The following is an 18,097-nucleotide window of genomic DNA, read 5'->3' as shown; positions in this document are numbered from 1 at the left end:
CCGGCGCTGTTGTCGATCATGGCGTCAGCGGCCGAGCACCAGCAGCAGCACCGTCGTGACCAGCCCGGCGCCGAGCACCACCATGATCGGTCGGGGGCCGAGCATCGCGTGCCGACGATCGGCGAGCAGCCGCGCCGGCGCCAACCCCATCAGCGGCCCGAACAGCGTCACCACCAACGCCAGCACCGGCATCCCGACCGCCAGGTCGCCGCCGTACCCGACGCCGAGCGCCCGCGCGGCGACGCCCAGCGCGTACCCCAGCACCGCGCCGCCCACCCCGCACAACGCCAGCAACGGGTTGGCCGAGCCCGGCAGCTCACCCGGCTGCCCGGCCCGGTTGAGCAGGTCACGGGCACGGCCGAGCAGCAGCGCCGGGTCGGCGGCGTCACCGCCGTTGGCCGGCGCGGGCGGCCCGCCGAGACGACGGGCGCCCAGCCGTGCCCGGGCCTGCTGCCAGAGGTGTGCCACCTCGGCGTCGACCCGCTCCTGCTCCTCGCGGGCGTCGACCAGCTCCTGCTCGGCACGCCGCACCTCGGCGACGGCCTCGGCGACGGCCCGCTCGGCCGCCGCGCACTGCCGCTCGTACCAGGTGTGCGCCTCGGCGCACTGCTCGTGCACCCGAGCGCTCAGCTCGGCCAGCCGTCGCAGCTGCGCCGTGTACGTCTCGCTGGCCACCGGTTCGTTCATCGCGACGGTCCATACGGGATGATCACGTGACCGGTGCGGTGCACCGCACGGTCGAAGAAGAGCCCGCGCCACGGGCGGGGATACCAGTCCGGGCCGCCGGTGCCCGGGTAGAGCGACGCGCCCAGCTCGCCGCCGTGCGCGTCCAACGCCACCCAGGCCCCGATCTGGTCGGTGCGGGCGGCCGGGCCGCCCAGGTCGGCGCGCATCCGCGCCACGCCACGCCACCAGGCCAGCACGTGGGTGCGCCGCTCCGGACCGTCGTGCAGGATCCGACGGAGCTGCTCCAGGCCGGTGCGCCGGCCCGTCCGCGCGGCCAGCGCCCCGGCTGCCGCGTCGACCGCGAACAGCAGCAGGTAGTGCGGGCTGCCGGTGCTGGACAGCCCGTCGGCCGTCTCGGTCATCAACTCGCCGACGGTCTCCTCGTCGTACCAGGCGGCGTCGTCGGCAAGGTCGTCGTAGAGCGCGCGGGCGATGCCGTCGGCGTCCGGGTCGAGACAGGCGATGGAGAAGCGGGCGGTGCCGGGCGGGTGCTGGCGGGCCAGCGACCGTGCCGCTGCGTCCAGCACCGCGCACGCCTCGTCCACCCGCGTGCCGAGCACCGCCAGGTTGCGCCCGGGCGCGCGGGGCAGCCGTAGCGCCGCCGAGCGTGCCTGCACGTCGATGATCTCGCCGAGCAGGGCCACCGGGTTGCGCGGCGCGCGGCCGTCCGTCGGGGCTTCGAGGGCCCGGAAGTCCGGCGCCTCGGTCAGCCGGGGGATCGCGTCGCCGTCGAAGAGCCGGGCCGGCGCCGCGTCGGGCGGGCGCATGCGCCACAGACGGTGCTGTAGCCCACTCCACGTCTCCCAGTCGCTGGCGGCCGGGATCCGGGCGACCTCGTTGCCCTCGACCATGCCCGACTCGGCGTTGACGACCGCGTGCCAGCGTGGCAGCGACTGCGCCGCGTCGTTGCGCTCGGCGAGGATCCGCAACGCCTTGGGCAGCGCGATACGCAGGGCGAACTGGGCCACCAGCGCGGGACGCCCCCACAGCGCCTCGATGCCCCGTACGTCCTGGGAGGCGAGCACCAGATGGATGCCCTGTGACCGGCCGCGGCGGGCCAGGTCTTCCAACAGGTCGGCGGCCTCCCGGGCCACCACGTCGCGGCCGGCCAGCAGCATCTGGAACTCGTCGACCACCGCGACGATGCGCGGCCAGTGCCCGGTCGGGTCCACCGCGCGCAGCTCGGCCAGCTTGGTGACCTCGTGCTTCTTGGCCGCGTCGGCCCGCCGCCGCAGCTCCTCGGCGAGGAAGCGCAGCAGCGCCAACCCGAACTCCCGGTCGGTGTTGACGTTGATACCGACCAGACGCATGTGCGGCAGCCAGCTCGGGTCACGCCGGCCCTGCGCGAACCGGGCGAAGGACACGCCCTCCTTGAAGTCCAGGAGATAGAACTCCAGCTCGGCGGGGGAGTAGCGGGCCGCCAGGGCGCCGATCCACGCATAGATCAGATTCGTCTTGCCGGTGCCGGACGGGCCCCCGATGAGGGCGTGCGGCGGATAGTCGCCGAGCGTCAGGCGTACCGGCCGGCCCTGCGGTCCCTCGCCGATCGGCACCGTCAGGCCGTCCGCCGAGTTCTCCCGCCACATCTGCTCGGGCGGGGGCAGCAGGTCGCCGAACGGCGTCGGCGGCGGACCGGCGTTCACCCGGGCGGCGATCTCGCGGCAGGTCTCGGTGACAAGCGTCGCCGGGGGCGGCGGGTCCAGCCGCACCGAGAGGCCCGACGGGCCACCGATCCGGGCGCCCGACGCGTCCGTCACCACCCGGGTCACCGTCGGATCTTCGGGTAGCGGCACGCCACGGACCACCAGGTGCACCCCGCAGGCGACGCCGGCGCGGACCACCCGGTCGAGTTGCCCGCGCTCGTGCCGGTTCAGCTCGTCGCCGCCGAGCAGCACCGCAACCCGCCACGGCTCGGGACGGCGGCCAGTCGCCGAGGCCAGCTCCCGCAGGGACCCGTACTCGCCGGCCAGCACCGTCTCGTTGATCCGCCGGATCTGTTCGACCAGGTCGTCCAGCAGCGGGCCCAACCCGCCCGGGCCGACGAAGGTGAGCAGCCCCGCCGTGCCCAGGGGAGCGAATCCGGCCAGGCCGCCGCCGAGGTGCTCCGGGTCGTACCCGATTAGTCGTACCCCACCGGGGTCGGCGCGGCCGACGGCCCGCAGCAGCAGCGCGGACACCACGGCGTCGCAGCCGGCGCGGTCCGCTCCGGACAGGTGGACGTGGCCGGCATCGAGCAGCGGCACCAGCGCGGGCACCGGCTCGACGTCGTCGAGCCGGACCGTGCCGACCCGCAGCGCACCGGGCGGCTCGGCCCGGTTCAGGGGCGTGGGTGTCCAGCCCGGCCAGTCGGCGCCGGCGCAGCCGGGCGCCTCCCGGCGGGCGGCATCGGCCGCGTGGCGGGCCAGCTCCGCGATCCGGGTGGCGTGCCGGCCGTCGATCTCGGCGAGACGGCGGTCGCGCTGGCCACGCACCCGTTCGGGTACGGCGGCGGCGGCCCGGCGAACCCGGGTGAGCCGCTCCCGCCCGGCGCTCAGCTCGGCCTGTGCCGCCGACAGCCGGGTACGGGTGGCGCCCAGCGCCTCGGCGAGGGTGTCCCGGACCCGGGTGGCGAGCTGCCCGCGCCGGTCAGCCATCGGAGCCCCGGCGTGCCGGCGCGTCCCGCCACGGGCTGCCCGTCCGGGGCGGCAGCCCGCCGCCGCGCGGTACGACCCCACCGGACGTCTGGCCGCCCACCTCCCCGGAGCGGTGGTCGCGGGGACGCGGAGTCGCGCCGCTGTCGCGGGGGACGGGACGCGCAGGCCCGCCGCCGGAGCGGTTGTCGCCGGGGCGTGGACGCGGGCTCGCGCCGCCGGTCTCCGGTTCGGCGGCGGCCGGCGGCGTGCCGGTGGCGGCGGGCAGGTCCCGGCCCAACCGGGCGAGCAGCAGCCCGGCCGTCACGCCGGCGGCCACCGCGGAGTCGGCGGCGTGTGGTGGCTCCCCGGACGACCGCGGTGGCGGCATGCGGCACACGCGGGTCAGCAGCGTCTCCAGCACCGGTGGGGGCAATCCGGGCAGCAGGTCCCGGACCCGGCCGTCCAGCTCGCCGCGTAGCCGGCCGAGGTCGGCGGCACGGGGCGGGTGCCCCAGCAGCTCACCGGCCAGCTCGCGCAGCAGCGGTGGCGCGAGCGCCGCCATTCCGAGGCCGACGTCGGCCGAGGCGCGGCGCAGCTCGGTACGGAGGCGGTCGCGGTCACCGGCGCGGACGCCGCGCACGACCCGGCGCAGCAACTCCTGGGAGTCGCGCAGTTGCTCGTCGGGCTCGTCGGCGTCGCCGTCGCGCCCGCCGGTCAGCTCCGCCACCCGCACCGACCACCAGCGACGCATCCGCACCTGCTCCGCCCGCTCCGGCGCCACGGTGGTCGGCCCGTCCGGCGGTGCCGCGTCGTGGCGCGGGTCGAGCTGCTGTGGCCGGGGCGAGGGGGCGCCGTCGGCGGCCAACCCGATCGCGGCCAAATACGCCGACAGCTGCTCCTGGGCCACCCGCAGCGCGTAGTTGGCGCTCTCGGCATGCTCGGTGGCGGCGGACAGTTCGGGTACCCCCATTGGGTTGGCCGACTCCTGGCGGACCCACCGCAGCCGCTCCGCGGCCAGGCCGAGCTTTTCCAGGGCCTGACCGAGCAGACCCACCGGGAACTCCTCGCTGGCCGCGCGGACCTGGCCGCCGATGTCCTCGATGATGGACATGCCGGCCTACAGGGTGGAGACGTAGAGCTGGGCCTGCTCCACCGCGACCAGTGTCGCGGCGAGACACTCCTCCAGCTCCTGACTGGCCTGTGTCAGGGACGCCTGGGCCGCCTCGACCGTCTCGTGCCCGCTGCCCTCCAAGGCGCCGGCCAGGGTCTGCTGCGCCTCGGCGAGCTTCTCACCCGCCGCCTGGACGGCTGTCTGCCCGTCGCCGATCTGTTGGAGGGCGACATCGATGGCAGCCTTCAGCTCGGCGACGCTCGCCACGGCGGAACCTCCTGGGGGCGGGGAGATCTCCATTAGAGCCTATCGGCGTCCGCGGGAGAACATCCGCCCTGTCGGTGTTCCTGCCCGCCTGACCGTTAACCCCCTGGAAGTGCCGGGAGTCCGTTCTGTGGGAGTCCCAGTGCGAGAACTTCTCAATTGTCGCGGAGCCAGCGCGGGCCGTACACCTCGGCGCCCAGTGCGGTGACCCGCTCGCGCAGCTCCCGGTCGGCGGTGACCACCAGCCGGCGACGCTGCGGGGCCGCCTGCACCAGCTCGACCACCGTGTCGTCGCCGGACCCGGGGGCGGAGACCACGCGGACCTCGTCGATGCCCGGCACGTTCCGTGCCGCGCCCTCGACCACGAGCACCACCTCGACCGGTGCCGGCAGTCGGGCGGGCAGCCCCTCGGCGGCCACCGGCGCGAGCGTGTCCCGCAGCCGAGCGGCGGCCCCGGCCCGGTCCCGCCACCACCCGTTCGGGCGGGAGCCCACCACGTTGGCGCCGTCGACGATCAGCAGCGGGTTCTCAGTCATGCCGCCAGCCTGCCATCACCGGCCCGTCCCGGCCGGACGCCACTCCACAACGCGGGGTGCGCCACCGCGTGCGGCGTTTGTCGGGCCGGGTGCCGGGTAGCCCGTGCCGACCGTGCCGCGCCCGACTGCGGAGGACAGACATGATGGGACCCGGTGATCTCGGCTCCGACCCGTGGGACGAATTCCTGGCCCGGTACTTCGGCCGGGGAGAGGGAGGACGCCGACCGCCGCACCGGGTCGACATCACCCGCCTGATGACGGCCGACGCGCGGGAGATGCTGGCCGACGCGGCCCGCCGTGCCGCGCAGCGGCAGAGCAACGACCTGGACACCGACCACCTGCTGTGGGCGGCCCTGCAACGCGAACCCCTGCGCGACCTGGTACGCCGGGCCGGCGCCGACCCGGACAGCCTGCTCAACGCGCTCGGCGGCAAGGGCGACGGCGCGCCGCGCGGCGAGGTGCCGCCCAACCTGTCGCTGACACCGGCGGCCAAGCGGGCGCTGCTCGACGCGCACCAGCTCTCCCGGGCGATGGGGGCCAACTACATCGGCCCCGAGCACATCCTGATGGCCCTGCCGCTCAATCCCGAGTCGCCGGCCGGGCGCATGCTGGCCGCCGGCCGGATCCAGCCCGAGTCGTTGCAGGCCGCCAACGCCGAGCGCGGCCCGATGAACGGGCCGAAGCCGGACCGGGGTACGCCCACCCTCGACCAGTACGGACAGGACCTCACCGACCTGGCCCGCAACGACCAGATCGACCCGGTGATCGGACGGGCCGACGAGATCGAGCAGGCCGTGGAGATCCTGTCCCGGCGGACCAAGAACAACCCGGTGCTGATCGGCGAGGCCGGTGTCGGCAAGACCGCCATCGTCGAGGGGCTGGCCGAGCGGATCTGCGACGGTGACGTCCCGCAGACCCTGCTCGGCAAGCGGGTCGTCCAACTCGACCTGGCCGGCCTGGTCGCCGGCACCCGCTACCGGGGTGACTTCGAGGAGCGGCTGAAGAAGGTGATCGACGAGATCCGGGCGCACCGGGACGAGCTGATCATCTTCATGGACGAGATCCACACATTGGTCGGGGCCGGCGGCGCCGGCAGCGAGGGCGGAATGGACGCGTCCAACATGCTCAAGCCCGCCCTCGCCCGGGGCGAGCTGCGGGTGATCGGCGCGACCACGCTGGACGAGTACCGCAAGAGCATCGAGAAGGACGCCGCGCTGGCCCGGCGGTTCCAGCCGGTGCTGGTGCCCGAGCCGAGCATCGACGACACGATCGCGATCCTGCGCGGGCTGCGGGACCGGTACGAGGCGCACCACCAGGTGCGCTTCACCGACGAGGCGCTGGTCACCGCCGCCGAGCTGTCCGACCGGTACGTCACCGACCGGTTCCTGCCGGACAAGGCCATCGACCTGATCGACCAGGCCGGCGCGCGGGTCCGGCTGCGTACCCGCACCCCGGCATCCGACGTGCGGGAGCTGGAGCAGGAGCTCGACGACGTACGCCGGGACAAGGAGCAGGCCGTCACCGACGAGCAGTACGAGCGGGCGTCGGCGCTGCGGGACCGGATCTCCGAGCTGGAGGAGGAGATGCGCCGCGCCAACGGCGAGGATGGCTCGTCAATCTCGCAGGTGCCCGAGGTGGGTCCGCAGGAGATCGCCGAGGTGGTCTCCCGGGCCACGGGTATCCCCGTCAGCCAGCTCACCGAGGAGGAACGCGACCGGCTGCTGCGCCTGGAGGGGCACCTGCACGAGAAGGTCGTCGGCCAGGACGACGCGGTCACCGCGGTGGCCGAGGCAGTCCGCCGCTCCCGTGCCGGGCTGGCCGACCCGGAGCGCCCGATGGGCAGCTTCCTGTTCCTCGGACCCACCGGCGTCGGCAAGACCGAGCTGGCCCGCGCCCTGGCCGAGGCGCTGTTCGGCGAGGCGGACCGGATGGTCCGCGTGGACATGAGTGAGTTCCAGGAGCGGCACACCGTCAGCCGGCTGGTCGGCGCCCCACCCGGGTACGTCGGCTACGAGGAGGCCGGCCAGCTCACCGAGGCGGTGCGCCGCCGCCCGTACGCGGTGGTGCTGCTCGACGAGATCGAGAAGGCGCACCCGGACGTGTTCAACATCCTGCTCCAGGTGCTCGACGACGGGCGGCTCACCGACAGTCAGGGTCGCACGGTGAACTTCAAGAACACCGTACTGATCATGACGAGCAACCTCGGCTCCGAGCTGATCACCGGAACGCAGCGTGCCGTCGGCTTCGGCACCGGCGCGCCCGGCAGCGAGCAGGAGAACGACGAGCTGCGCGAGCGGCTGATGCGCCGCCTGCAGGAGAACTTCCGCCCGGAGTTTCTCAACCGCATCGACGAGGTCATCATCTTCCGCCGGCTCGAGGCCGAGCAGTTGCGGGACATCACCGCGCTGCTGCTGGAGGAGACCCGCCGCCGGTTGCACGCCCAGGACGTCCAGGTGGAGTTCACCACCGCCGGCGTCGACTGGCTCGCCGAGCACGGCTACCAGCCGGAGTTCGGCGCCCGTCCGCTGCGCCGGGTGATCCAGCGCGAGGTGGACAACCACCTGTCCCGGATGCTGCTGGAATCGGCGATCTCACCCGGGCAGAAGGTCGTCGTGGACGCCCGCGACGGGCAACTCACCTTCGACGTGACCGCGGGCGAGCGGGGGTACACCGCCGCCACGACAACACACCCGCGATGAGCGGGCCGGCGCGGCGCGAGGACCACGAGGAGCCGCACGAGCACGCGGAGTCCGCGCAGCCCCGGGACGAGGAGGACCATCCCGACCCGATCCTGGCGCCCCCGACCGCGAACCCCCGTCGGACGCGGGTGCCCGCCGAGGGCCTGCATCCCAAGACCGACCAGGACGACCCGGAGACGTCCGGGACGCGCCGGCGAGAGGAGACCTGATGGTACGCGACACGCGGCTCGACCCCGAGGTGGAAGTGCTCTGGGAGGACTTCCACGCCGAGGTCAACGTCCCGTCCGAGCAGCTGCGCACCTGGCTGTTGACCCGGGGCTCGGGCGAGGAGTCGTTCAGCCCGAACCCGGACCTCGACCTGCCCCAGCCCGGGCGGGAGATCCTCAAGGTGCTCAACAAGCGCAAGGTCGACCTCACGCCGGAGGACATCGAGGTGATGCGGGAGGCGGTCGAGCGTATCCGCGAGCTGATGGACGCCAAGCCCCGGCGCGGCAACGCCGACGACGACTGGCGGCACTCGCTGCTCGACCTCGGCCACGATCCGCTCGTGGAGCGGTGAGCGTGTCGAACTGAACGACCGCGTACGCGACGGTGCCGACCCGGTCCGGGCCGGCACCGTCGTCGCGCGCTACTGGCCCTGGTCGGGCTCCAGGCTGCCGATGGTCAGCCCCGCCGCGTCGGCGGCGGCGTCGCGCTCGCCCCGGGTCTGGTCCTCGCGCGTGAGCAGGTTGGCGTACTCGGTGACGTCGGCCGGGTCGGGCACCTCCGGCAGCCGGCGCAGGAACGCCTCGACCTGGCGGGTGGCGGCGGTGTGCGCGGCGGCGGCCTGGCGGAGCAGTTCGCGGTCGTCGGCGGGCGGGTAGAGATCGGTCATGTCCGCCAGATACCCGGACAGCGGCGGTTCGCACCGCCGGTGACCGCCGTGTCGCGGGTGGCCTTCGTCTCGGCGGCCGGTCGTGTCACCGGCCGGCGATGCCGTCCAGGAGGGTGGTCAGGTTGTGGTCGAAGGTCTCCTCGGCGTCGAGGTGCGCGCCCTCGACGACGAGTCGGGCGACGGTGGGATAGCGGCCCGTGTCGAGCATGCGCGTCAGGTAGGGGCCGAGGCTGGCCTGCCATGCGCTCAGTTCGGTGCCGGTGGAACGGGCGGTGCGTCGCTCGGTGACCTCCCGCCGCAGCGCCCCCACGATGAAGGCGTTGAGGGCGCCCAGGGCCCGCTGGAGGTCGTCGATGCCGCGTACGCCGGGGGCCTGGCTGAGCGCTGCGGCGGTCGACTCACCCACGGCGAGCGCGTGCGGCCCCAGATGGGGTCGCCCGCCGAGCAGGTCGGAGAACCACTCGTGGGCTAGGGCGGCGGCGCGGGTCCGTCGCACGATGGCCAGCAGCGTGGCGCGCCAACCGGGGTGCTGGCCGGCCTCGGCGATCTGGGCGTAGACGGCGTCGACCATCAGGTCGAGCAGCTCCGACCGGTTGGCCACGTAGTCGTAGAGGCGCATCGGGCCGACGTCGAGTTCCTTGGCGATCCGGCGGACCGACAGGCCGTCGAGGCCGTGCGCGTCGGCGAGCCGGATCGCCGTGTCGGCGATCTTCGCGCGGCTCAGCGGCACCGGCGTCGCCCGGGGGCGCGGCTCGGGCCGTTCCCAGACGGGCAATACTTCGCTACCGTACGGTGTATCCACGCAATACAGTGTACGGTAAGGGGAATGATGATGCGAATCGCGATCGTCGGCGGCGGCCTGGGCGGGTTGACGCTGGCACGGATCCTGCGCCGGCACGGCATCGAGGCGGTGGTCCACGAACGCGAGGCGAACCGGTCCGCGCGCTCGCAGGGCGGGATGCTCGACCTGCACCCGGAATCCGGGCAGCACGCCCTCGCCGAGGCGGGTCTCGACGAGGATTTCCGGTCGACGGCGCGGCCCGAGGGCGAGGAGCACCGCATCCTCGATCCGGCCGGACGTACCCTCGTGCACCACACGCCGCGACCCGGCTCGTTCGACGGACGCCCGGAGATCGACCGCGCCGTACTGCGTGGTCTTCTGCTCGACGCGCTCCCGCCCGACGCCGTCGCGTGGGGGCACCGCCTCGTCGCGGCGACCCCGCGAGGAGGTGGTGGCTTCGTGCTGACCTTCGACGGCGGCCACCGCGCCGAGTGCGACATCCTGGTCGGCGCGGACGGCGCGCGCTCGGTCGTCCGGGCGCTGCTGACCGGCGCGCCGCTGTCCCACGTGTCCAGCCACGTGGAGCTGACCATCGACGACGCCGACCGACGCCACCCGGATCTCGCCGAGCTGGTCGGCCCCGGAAACCTGTGGTGCGTCGGCGTCAGTCAGATCCTCGCCGCGCAGCGCCTCGGCGACGGCGGCATCCGGGTCGGGATCTCCCTGCCCGCCGACGACCGTGACCTCGACGCCTACCGTGACAAGCGTGTCCTGCTGGACCTGTTCGACGGCTGGGACACGCGCCTCACCGCCCTCATCGACGCGGCCGACAATGCGCCGACGCCGCGCCGGGTCGAGGCGATGCCGGTCGGCGTGCGGTGGGCCCACCAGCCGGGAGTCACCCTTCTCGGTGACGCCGCGCACCTCATGCCGCCGGTCGGCGAGGGCGCCAACCAGGCGATGCTCGACGCCGCCGAACTCGCGCGGGAGATCGCCGCCCAGCCCGCCGACCCGGACGCGGCGCTCCGGGCGTACGAGGAGGCGATGTTCGCGAGGATCCAACCGATCGCCGAGATGTGCGCGCGGGTTCAGGCGATGATGCTGTCCCCGACGGCGGCCGACGACCTCGTCCGCTTCTTCACACCACGGTCCGCCGCGCCCGCCGCGCCCGCCGCGCCCGCCGCGCCCGCCGAGCCCGCCGCGCCCGCCGCGCCCGCCGCGCCCGCCGAGCCCGCCGCGCCCGCCGAGCCCGCCGCGCCCGCCGAGCCCGCCGCGCCCGCCGAGCCCGCCGCGCCCCGCTAGACCCTCACACCCCGCTGGGCGGCCGGACGCCGAAGCCCGGATTGCGCACCAGCCAGTCCAGGTAGGAGGGGTGCGGCGCCAGCGAATCGGTGTACGCCGCCTTCGCCGTCGACAGCAGCAGGTCGGCGTCGCGGGCGGCGGGCGAGTCCGGATGCCAGGCGCACCTCGTCCCGGTCGGCGAGCGGGTGGCTCGCCGCCAGCAGCACCAGCACCGGGTCGACGGCCACCTCCCGCCACCTCAGCCCGAACTCGGCAGACGGGGTGGCGTCACCGCACACGCCGGTGAGGGCGAAGTCCAACCGCCCGCCGGCCACCAACTGCTCTAGCTCGTCCACCGACCACGAGGCGTACGTGGTGATCTGGGCCGGCGGCTTCTCGGCGGCGAGCCGGTGCACCAGCCGGCCCAGGATCGGGCTGTTCACGCCGCCGAGCCGGTAGCAGCGCGACACCTCGGCGGCGGCGCCGGCCAGCCGTGCCGCCTCGTCCCGTAGGCCCTTCATGGCCGGCAGCAGCACCCGGGCCCGGGCGAACACCAGCTCACCGAGCGCGGTGGGGCGCGCGCCGCGCCGATCCCGGTCGAACAGCGGCCCGCCCAGCGTCCGTTCGATCCGCTGGAGCTGGGCGGTCAGCGCCGGCTGGGCGAGCCCGAGCGACGCCGCCGCCTTGGTCACACTCCCTGTCTCCGCGATCGCAGACCACCCGCAGGTGCCGCAGCTCCAGGTTCATACGGTGACGGTAGGACCACGCCGCAGCCTGCGGAAGGGGCCAAGTGCATCGGTGAACTTGAATTAATTCTGTGGTGCGGCCCGCACCTTCAGTCGCGCGGCGGCTCCGGCAGGTCCGCCAGGTACGTCGGCCGCCGCGTCACCGCGTCGCGGACCTTGTCCACCACGCCCACCGCCGGCTCGACGATGCGGTTCCACGGCGGCGTGGCCGGGGTGCCCGGGTGCGGCCGGGTCGGCGCGGCCTCCTCGGCGATCTCCAACCGGTTGCCCAGCCGGATCAGCTCCTCCGGCGTCGCCACCGCGCGCAGCTCGGCGACGAGCGCGCCCACCCCGTCGACGTGGCGGTGGACCCGCTCGGCGACCTCGGTCACGGTCTCGTCGTTCAGCCCCTTCAGGGCGGCCAGCAGCGCCGCGTCACCGTCGATCTCCGCGTCCACCCGAGCGGCCTCGGCGGGCAGCGCCGCCCGCACCGCGGGCAGCAGATACTGCTCCTCGGCGGAGATGTGCCGCGACAGCGCGGCGGTGAGCACGGCCAGCGCCTCGTGCGGCGCCGCGTCCGGGCTGGTCAGCTGGTCCACGAGGGCCAGCAACTGCCGGTGCTCGCGGTCCACGATGTCGGCGACGCTGCGGCCGCCGGGCCGGTAACCCTCGTCGGGTGCGGGCGCGGGCGGCAACGGGGGCAGGGGAACGGCGGACATGGTGCCCTCCTCGACTGGCGGGCGGAAGCTCCGGCAGGGGATGTGCGGTCGTGGGCGGCGGTACCCGAACGCGGCCGCGACGAAACAGTTGCCCGGATCTGTGGACCTGGATGCCCGGCCGCGTCTGGTCGGTGCGCCGGCCCACCGGTTACCCCGGGCTGGTATGAAGGGGCGATGACGAGCGACGCCGCCTCCGGCCGACCGGACCCCACCGCGGAGGTCGTGGACCTCTGCCGCGACCTGCTGCGCATCGACACCACCAACACGGGTGACAACGACACCAGCGTCGGCGAGCGCCGCGCGGCCGAGTATGTGGCGGAGAAACTCGCCGAGGTGGGAGTCGAGTCGGTCCTGCACGAGTCCGCGCCCGGACGGGCGAACGTGGTGGCCCGCATCCCCGGCGCCGACCCGAGCCGGGACGCCCTGCTGGTACACGGCCACCTGGACGTGGTGCCCGCCGACGCCGACGAATGGTCGGTGCACCCGTTCTCCGGGGAGCAGCGCGACGGCTACCTGTGGGGTCGCGGCGCGATCGACATGAAGGACTTCGACGCGATGGTGCTCGCCGTCGTACGGCACTGGCAGCGCACCGGCGTCCGGCCCCCACGCGACATCGTCCTCGCGTACACCGCCGACGAGGAGGCGGGCAGCGACTACGGCGCGCGCTTCCTGGTCGAGAACCACCGCGACCTCTTCGACGGCTGCACCGAGGCGATCGGCGAGGTCGGCGGGTTCTCCTACTCGGTCAACGACAGCCAGCGGCTCTACCTCATCGAGACCGCCGAGAAGGGCATCGACTGGCTGCGGCTGCACGCCAAGGGCCGCCCCGGGCACGGATCGATGGTGCACGACGACAACGCGGTCACCGCCCTCGCCGAGGCGGTGGCCCGCATCGGCCGGCACCGTTTCCCGGTGGTGGTCACCGACACCGTACGGGCGTTCCTGACCGAGGTCTCCGACCTGCTCGGCATCGAGCTGGACCCGGACGACCCGGAGACCGCCATCGCCAAGCTCGGGCCGATCGCCAACATCATCGGGGCGACCATCCGCAACACGGCCAACCCGACCCGACTGGGCGCCGGCTACAAGGACAACGTCATCCCCGGCCGCGCCACCGCCACCATCGACTGCCGCAGCCTGCCCGGCCAGTCGGAGCTGTTGGAGCAGCAGCTGCGCGACCTGATCGGCCCGGACATCGCCATCGAGTACGTCCAGCGGCAGCCCGCGCTGGAGACCACCTTCGACGGCGACCTCGTCGAGGCCATGTCGGCGGCGCTGCGCGCCGAGGACCCGGGCGCCCGGCCGGTGCCGTACATGCTCTCCGGCGGCACCGACGCGAAGGCGTTCTCACAGCTCGGCATACGCTGCTTCGGGTTCGCGCCGCTGCGGCTGCCCGCCGACCTGAACTTCTCCGCGTTGTTCCATGGCATCGACGAGCGCGTTCCGGTCGACGGACTACAGTTCGGCGTGCGGGTTCTCGACCGGTTCCTCCGTACCTGCTAGCAGTGTCCGCGTTACCTCCCCATCGTGAAGGGACTGCCCCACATGACCGACCAGCACGGTGAGCTGGACGCCGCACTCGAGCGGGTGATCGAAGCGGCCCGCCATCACCTGGCCGCCGTACGCGCCGCGCAGGGCCGCGTCGACGACGACGACGTCTGGCAGGCGTACGTGGCGTTGAACAACGCATCCTTCGCCTACGACGAGCAACTCCTCGACGCCTTCGGTGAGGTCACGCCGTGGGACGTCGACTCGATCGACCCGGACGAGGCCGACGAGCGATTCGGCGGCGAGGGTGTCGAGGCCAGCGACCCGCACCCACGGGTGATCTCGGTACGGCAACGCCGCGACTACCGGGTGCCGAGCATCTCCGCGCTGCTGCGGGCGGCCGAGGCGGCCCGCCGCGAGGGCACCCCGGAGGACGACGATCCGGCGCCGGTCGAGGGAGTCGGCGAGGCGGTGCTGGAGCTGCTGCAGAGCGGCGACGGCTCGCTCGGCGCGCTGGACGTCCCGGAGCTGGAACCGCTCGACGGGGTGGTCATGGTCAGCGAGGTGGGCACCCCGGTGGACCTGGAGTCGTTCGACGACGACGACGCCGTCGGCCCGTTCCAGCCGGCCAGCGACGACCGGCTCGTCGGTCGACTCGACGAGCACCCGTTCCTGGAACTCGACGACGACCACGACCACGCCGGGCACCAGCACTAGACGCCTGCGGGCCGTACGACGCCCGGGGCCCGACCGTGCGCGGTTCGGGCCCCGGGCGTGTCATCGCCCGTCCCGGGACGGTGTCAGTACGACAGACCCGGCTGCGGCTGGTTGACCCGTCGACGGCGCAGCATGACCTGTCGCGTGCCGTCGCGGAACAGCCGTACCCGGGCCAACTCCCATCCGGAGAACTCCGCCTGGATCGCCAACTGCGCCGCGGCGGTCAACCGGTCGACGTTCGGCGGCAGCCGCAGCGGCGCGTACTCGTAGTCCATGCCGTCCATGCTGCCCAGCCCGGCGGCCGTCCGCCACCCCTTGGCGGGTGACCAACGCCGCTGCCGCGCGTGGTTCGTGCCGTCCTGTGCCCGTCTCGGGTCACCCGTCGCGCTCGGGATAGCCGACCGGCACCGACGAGACGTCCTCCAGCGCGGTGGTGATCTCCTCGGGCAGTGTGATCCGCTCGACCTGCAACGCGCCGAGCAGTTGCCCGACCGTCCGCGCGCCCAGGATCGGCGCGGTCACCCCGGGCCGATCCCGGATCCAGGCCAGCGCCACCTCCAGCGGCGACACGCCCAGTCCGCCGGCCGCGGTCGCCACCGCCTCCACGATGCTCGAGCAGCGCGGCTCGAGGTAGGTCGAGACGAACCGCTCGAAGTGGGGGGAGGCGGCACGCGAGTCCGCCGGCCGCCCGTGCCGGTACTTGCCCGTGAGCACCCCCCGACCCAGCGGCGACCAGGGCAGCACGCCCAGGCCCAGCGCGTCACACGCCGGCAGCACCTCCCGCTCCACGCCCCGCTCCAGCAGCGAGTACTCCACCTGGGCGGCGACCACCGGCGCGCGGCCCGGCCAGGCCGTCTGCCAGGCGGCGGCCCGTGCGGTCTGCCAGCCGGAGAAGTTCGACACCCCCACGTACCGGACCTTGCCGCTGGCCACCGCGTGGTCCAGCGCCGCCAGGGTCTCCTCCAGGGGGGTGTCCGGGTCGTACCCGTGCATCTGGAACAGGTCGACGTGGTCGGTGCCGAGCCGGCGCAGCGACGCCTCCAGGGTGCGCAGCAGGTGGCCCCGGGAGCCGTCGCGCCGGCGGCCGCTGCCCGGGCGCAACCCCGCCTTCGTGGCGATCAGCAGTTCGTCGCGCGGGACGAGGGTGCCCAGCAGCGACCCGATCACCGACTCGGCGTCACCGTCGCCGTACACGTCGGCGGTGTCGATCAGGTTGCCGCCCGCGTCCAGGAAACTCTTCAACTGGGCGGCCGCATCGTCGGCGTCGGTGTCCCGGCCCCAGGTCATGGTGCCGAGCGCGAGCCGCGAAACCGCCAGCCCGCTTCGGCCGAGCGGTCGCTGTTGCATGGGTGAACCTTATTTCGAACCCGCCGCCACGGATATCCTCGCTCCCGTCATCTCTGCCGGTTCTGCCGGTTCCGCCTCCGGCAGGCACCGCGACGGGCGGGGGATCATTGGCGGTGAGCCGGTGATCGAGTCCGTTTTCGGCATTGCGTAACCTGGTGCGACCTGTGCCACGGATGGGGGAGGACCAGTGCGACTCGGGCTCAGCCTCGGATACCAGACAGCGTGGAGTACACCGGCCGACCACCTGGCGCTGGCCCAGGAGGCGGACCGCCTCGGCTATTCGGTGGTGTGGGCGGCGGAAGCGTACGGCTCCGACTCGCCCAGCATGCTCGCCTGGATGGCCGGCCAGACGCAACGGATCGACGTGGGCTCGGCGGTCATGCAGATCCCCGCTCGCACCCCAGCGGCCACCGCGATGACAGCCGCCACCATCGACGCGCTCTCCGGCGGTCGGTTCCGGCTCGGCCTGGGCGTCTCCGGCCCGCAGGTCTCCGAGGGCTGGCATGGTGTGCGGTTCGCCAAGCCCCTCGGCCGGACCCGCGAGTTCGTCGACATCGTCAAGCTGGCCATCGCCCGCAAGGAGGTGGCGTACGACGGCGAGCACTACACACTGCCGCTGCCCGACGGCCCCGGCAAGGCGCTGCGGCTGAGCTTCCACCCGCCCCGCGAGCACATACCGATCTACCTGGCCGCCGTCGGCCCGAAGAACCTGGAGCTGGCCGGGGAGATCGCCGATGGCTGGCTCGGCGTGTTCTACGCCCCGGAGTTCGCCGACGAGCACCTCGCCGCCGTCTCCGCCGGCCGGGCCAAGGCGGGCAAGGAACTGGCCGGTTTCGACGTGGTGCCGTCCGTGCCCGTCGTCATCGGCGACGACGTCGCCTCCTGCGCCGAGCTGGTCCGCTGGTACGCCGCGCTCTACGTCGGCGGGATGGGCAGCCGGCAGCAGAACTTCTACAACCAGCTCGCCACCCGGATGGGTTACGGCGACGCCGCCCGCGAGGTCCAGGACCTCTACTTGGCCAAGCGCCAGCGCGACGCCGCAGCGGCCGTACCCATGGAGTTCATCGACCGTACGTCGCTGCTCGGCCCGAAGGAGCGCATCGCCGATCGGATGCGTGAGTACGCCGCCTCCGGCGTCACCACGCTGTCGGTGAGCCTGTTCGTGGCGGACCGGGACAGCGGCGTGCAGACCCTGCGTACCGTGGCCGAGGCGCTCGACCTGTCCGGAGTTGGCGAGTGACCTGGATCGAGGCCATCGTCCTGGGCATCGTCCAGGGACTGACCGAATTCCTGCCGGTCAGCTCGTCGGGGCATCTGCGGATCACCTCGGCGATCTTCTTCGATCGCGACGCCGGCGCGTCGTTCACCGCGGTCACCCAGCTCGGCACCGAGGCGGCCGTGCTGATCTACTTCGCCAAGGACATCTGGCGGATCATCCGTGTCTGGCTGGTCGGGCTCAAGGACAGGTCGGTGCGCTCCAGCCTCGACTACCGGATGGGCTGGTACGTGATCGTCGGCTCGATCCCCATCGGGCTGTTCGGGTTCCTCTTCAAGGACCAGATCAAGACGGCCGGGCGCAACCTCTGGGTGGTGTCGACCACGCTGATCGTGTTCGCGTTCGTGCTGGCCTTCGCCGAGTACTGGGGTCGGCAGACGCGCACGTTGGAGAACTTCCGGATGAAGGACGGCGTGGTCATGGGCTTCGCCCAGGCCATGGCGCTGGTCCCCGGCGTGTCCCGCTCCGGGGGGACGCTCACCGCCGGCCTGCTGCTCAACCTGACCCGGGAGGCGGCGGCACGCTACTCGTTCCTGCTGGCCATCCCGGCGGTGGTGATGTCGGGGGTGTTCAGCCTCGGGGACGTCTTCGAACCGTCCGCCCCGGGCACGTCCGCGCCCTCGGTCGCCCAGATGATCGTGGCCACCGCCATCGCCTTCGGCATCGGCTACGCGGCCATCGCCTGGCTGCTGCGCTACGTCGCCCACCACACCCTGTACGTCTTCGTGCTGTACCGGGTCGCGCTGGGCACCCTGGTCCTCGCCCTCCTGCTGACCGGCACGATCAGCGCCACCTGATCCGCCCGCGCCCGCGCCTCCAGACCTTGGACAGTTTCCGTTAGCTGTTGACGGAAACTGTCCAAGGTCTGTGAAGACGGTGATGGCCGGCACCCGTTTTCGGGTGCCGGCCATCGGTTGGTCTTTAGCTGTTCCAGAGGTGGG

The 18,097-nt window shown here is 73.4% G+C and carries 18 protein-coding genes and 1 pseudogene; 8 read left to right on the top strand and 11 right to left on the bottom strand.

The features are described 5' to 3' along the window. Window positions 1-24: 24 nt before the first annotated feature. From ACLQ24_RS08385 to ACLQ24_RS08365, 5 genes are all read right to left on the bottom strand, one after another. Window positions 25-687 carry a hypothetical protein gene (locus tag ACLQ24_RS08385; protein ID WP_425890161.1) on the bottom strand — a complete coding sequence of 221 codons (663 nt, stop codon included), beginning with the start codon at window positions 685-687 and terminating at the stop codon, window positions 25-27. Beyond that, complete coding sequence (locus ACLQ24_RS08380; RefSeq protein ID WP_425890159.1) at window positions 684-3,359, bottom strand: FtsK/SpoIIIE domain-containing protein; 2,676 nt, start codon at window positions 3,357-3,359, stop codon at window positions 684-686. The genes ACLQ24_RS08385 and ACLQ24_RS08380 overlap by 4 nt, the downstream gene beginning before the upstream one ends. Beyond that, complete coding sequence (locus ACLQ24_RS08375) at window positions 3,352-4,449, bottom strand: hypothetical protein (protein ID WP_425890157.1); 1,098 nt, start codon at window positions 4,447-4,449, stop codon at window positions 3,352-3,354. Before ACLQ24_RS08375 ends, ACLQ24_RS08380 begins: the two co-directional genes overlap by 8 nt. 6 nt (window positions 4,450-4,455) lie before the next feature. Beyond that, window positions 4,456-4,716, bottom strand: a complete 261-nt coding sequence (locus ACLQ24_RS08370; RefSeq protein WP_007076395.1) for a hypothetical protein — start codon at window positions 4,714-4,716, stop codon at window positions 4,456-4,458. A gap of 152 nt (window positions 4,717-4,868) precedes the next feature. Further along, the gene (locus ACLQ24_RS08365) at window positions 4,869-5,249 is read right to left on the bottom strand and encodes a hypothetical protein (protein WP_425890155.1); all 381 of its coding nucleotides are present in this window, start codon (window positions 5,247-5,249) and stop codon (window positions 4,869-4,871) included. Between the two features lie 140 nt (window positions 5,250-5,389). On the opposite strand from ACLQ24_RS08365, the gene ACLQ24_RS08360 reads away from it, so the two are divergent. Genes ACLQ24_RS08360 through ACLQ24_RS08350 form a run of 3 tightly spaced genes read left to right on the top strand, consistent with a single transcriptional unit; the run spans window position 5,390 to window position 8,507 of the window. Beyond that, on the top strand, window positions 5,390-7,948 hold the full coding sequence (locus tag ACLQ24_RS08360; protein ID WP_425890153.1) for an ATP-dependent Clp protease ATP-binding subunit: 2,559 nt from the start codon (window positions 5,390-5,392) through the stop codon (window positions 7,946-7,948). After that, window positions 7,945-8,157: a hypothetical protein gene (locus tag ACLQ24_RS08355; protein WP_425890151.1), complete on the top strand. Its 213-nt coding sequence runs from the start codon at window positions 7,945-7,947 to the stop codon at window positions 8,155-8,157. The genes ACLQ24_RS08360 and ACLQ24_RS08355 overlap by 4 nt, the downstream gene beginning before the upstream one ends. After that, window positions 8,157-8,507, top strand: coding sequence for a DUF3140 domain-containing protein (locus ACLQ24_RS08350; protein WP_425890150.1), 351 nt, complete (start codon window positions 8,157-8,159; stop codon window positions 8,505-8,507). The genes ACLQ24_RS08355 and ACLQ24_RS08350 overlap by 1 nt, the downstream gene beginning before the upstream one ends. Before the next feature lie 69 nt (window positions 8,508-8,576). On the opposite strand, the gene ACLQ24_RS08345 is transcribed toward ACLQ24_RS08350, so the two are convergent. Next, window positions 8,577-8,822, bottom strand: coding sequence for a hypothetical protein (locus ACLQ24_RS08345; protein WP_266241928.1), 246 nt, complete (start codon window positions 8,820-8,822; stop codon window positions 8,577-8,579). 85 nt (window positions 8,823-8,907) lie between these two features. After that, a complete protein-coding gene (locus ACLQ24_RS08340; RefSeq protein ID WP_425890148.1) occupies window positions 8,908-9,624 on the bottom strand; it encodes a TetR/AcrR family transcriptional regulator in 717 nt (238 codons plus the stop codon). 24 nt (window positions 9,625-9,648) lie between these two features. Here ACLQ24_RS08340 and ACLQ24_RS08335 point away from each other — a divergent pair, with 24 nt between their 5' ends. Continuing rightward, window positions 9,649-10,905, top strand: coding sequence for an FAD-dependent oxidoreductase (locus tag ACLQ24_RS08335; RefSeq protein WP_425890146.1), 1,257 nt, complete (start codon window positions 9,649-9,651; stop codon window positions 10,903-10,905). Between the two features lie 4 nt (window positions 10,906-10,909). Here the strand turns inward: ACLQ24_RS08335 and ACLQ24_RS08330 are convergent. Together ACLQ24_RS08330 and ACLQ24_RS08325 are read right to left on the bottom strand one after the other, a co-directional pair. After that, window positions 10,910-11,631: pseudogene (locus ACLQ24_RS08330) on the bottom strand (LysR family transcriptional regulator). Between the two features lie 88 nt (window positions 11,632-11,719). Further along, window positions 11,720-12,328 (bottom strand): hemerythrin domain-containing protein, encoded by a 609-nt coding sequence (locus ACLQ24_RS08325; RefSeq protein ID WP_425890145.1) that lies wholly within the window; start codon window positions 12,326-12,328, stop codon window positions 11,720-11,722. Between the two features lie 174 nt (window positions 12,329-12,502). Here ACLQ24_RS08325 and ACLQ24_RS08320 point away from each other — a divergent pair, with 174 nt between their 5' ends. Next, window positions 12,503-13,831: a M20/M25/M40 family metallo-hydrolase gene (locus ACLQ24_RS08320; RefSeq protein WP_425890144.1), complete on the top strand. Its 1,329-nt coding sequence runs from the start codon at window positions 12,503-12,505 to the stop codon at window positions 13,829-13,831. 42 nt (window positions 13,832-13,873) lie between these two features. Next, window positions 13,874-14,533, top strand: coding sequence for a hypothetical protein (locus ACLQ24_RS08315; protein WP_425890142.1), 660 nt, complete (start codon window positions 13,874-13,876; stop codon window positions 14,531-14,533). A gap of 83 nt (window positions 14,534-14,616) precedes the next feature. Here ACLQ24_RS08315 and ACLQ24_RS08310 read toward each other — a convergent pair whose 3' ends face one another. Beyond that, complete coding sequence (locus tag ACLQ24_RS08310) at window positions 14,617-14,808, bottom strand: DUF5703 family protein (RefSeq protein ID WP_039906151.1); 192 nt, start codon at window positions 14,806-14,808, stop codon at window positions 14,617-14,619. A gap of 100 nt (window positions 14,809-14,908) precedes the next feature. Next, on the bottom strand, window positions 14,909-15,880 hold the full coding sequence (locus tag ACLQ24_RS08305) for an aldo/keto reductase (protein ID WP_425890141.1): 972 nt from the start codon (window positions 15,878-15,880) through the stop codon (window positions 14,909-14,911). A gap of 187 nt (window positions 15,881-16,067) precedes the next feature. Here ACLQ24_RS08305 and ACLQ24_RS08300 point away from each other — a divergent pair, with 187 nt between their 5' ends. Next, window positions 16,068-17,120, top strand: coding sequence for an LLM class F420-dependent oxidoreductase (locus tag ACLQ24_RS08300; RefSeq protein WP_425890139.1), 1,053 nt, complete (start codon window positions 16,068-16,070; stop codon window positions 17,118-17,120). Then, a complete protein-coding gene (locus ACLQ24_RS08295) occupies window positions 17,117-17,953 on the top strand; it encodes an undecaprenyl-diphosphate phosphatase (RefSeq protein ID WP_425890137.1) in 837 nt (278 codons plus the stop codon). Before ACLQ24_RS08300 ends, ACLQ24_RS08295 begins: the two co-directional genes overlap by 4 nt. The last annotated feature ends 144 nt before the right edge of the window (window positions 17,954-18,097 follow it).

Source organism: Micromonospora sp. DT4, assembly GCF_049841675.1.
Taxonomy (GTDB): Bacteria; Actinomycetota; Actinomycetes; order Mycobacteriales; family Micromonosporaceae; genus Micromonospora.
Note: the sequence above shows the minus strand (reverse complement) of the source record. Positions and strands in the feature narration are given on the sequence as shown.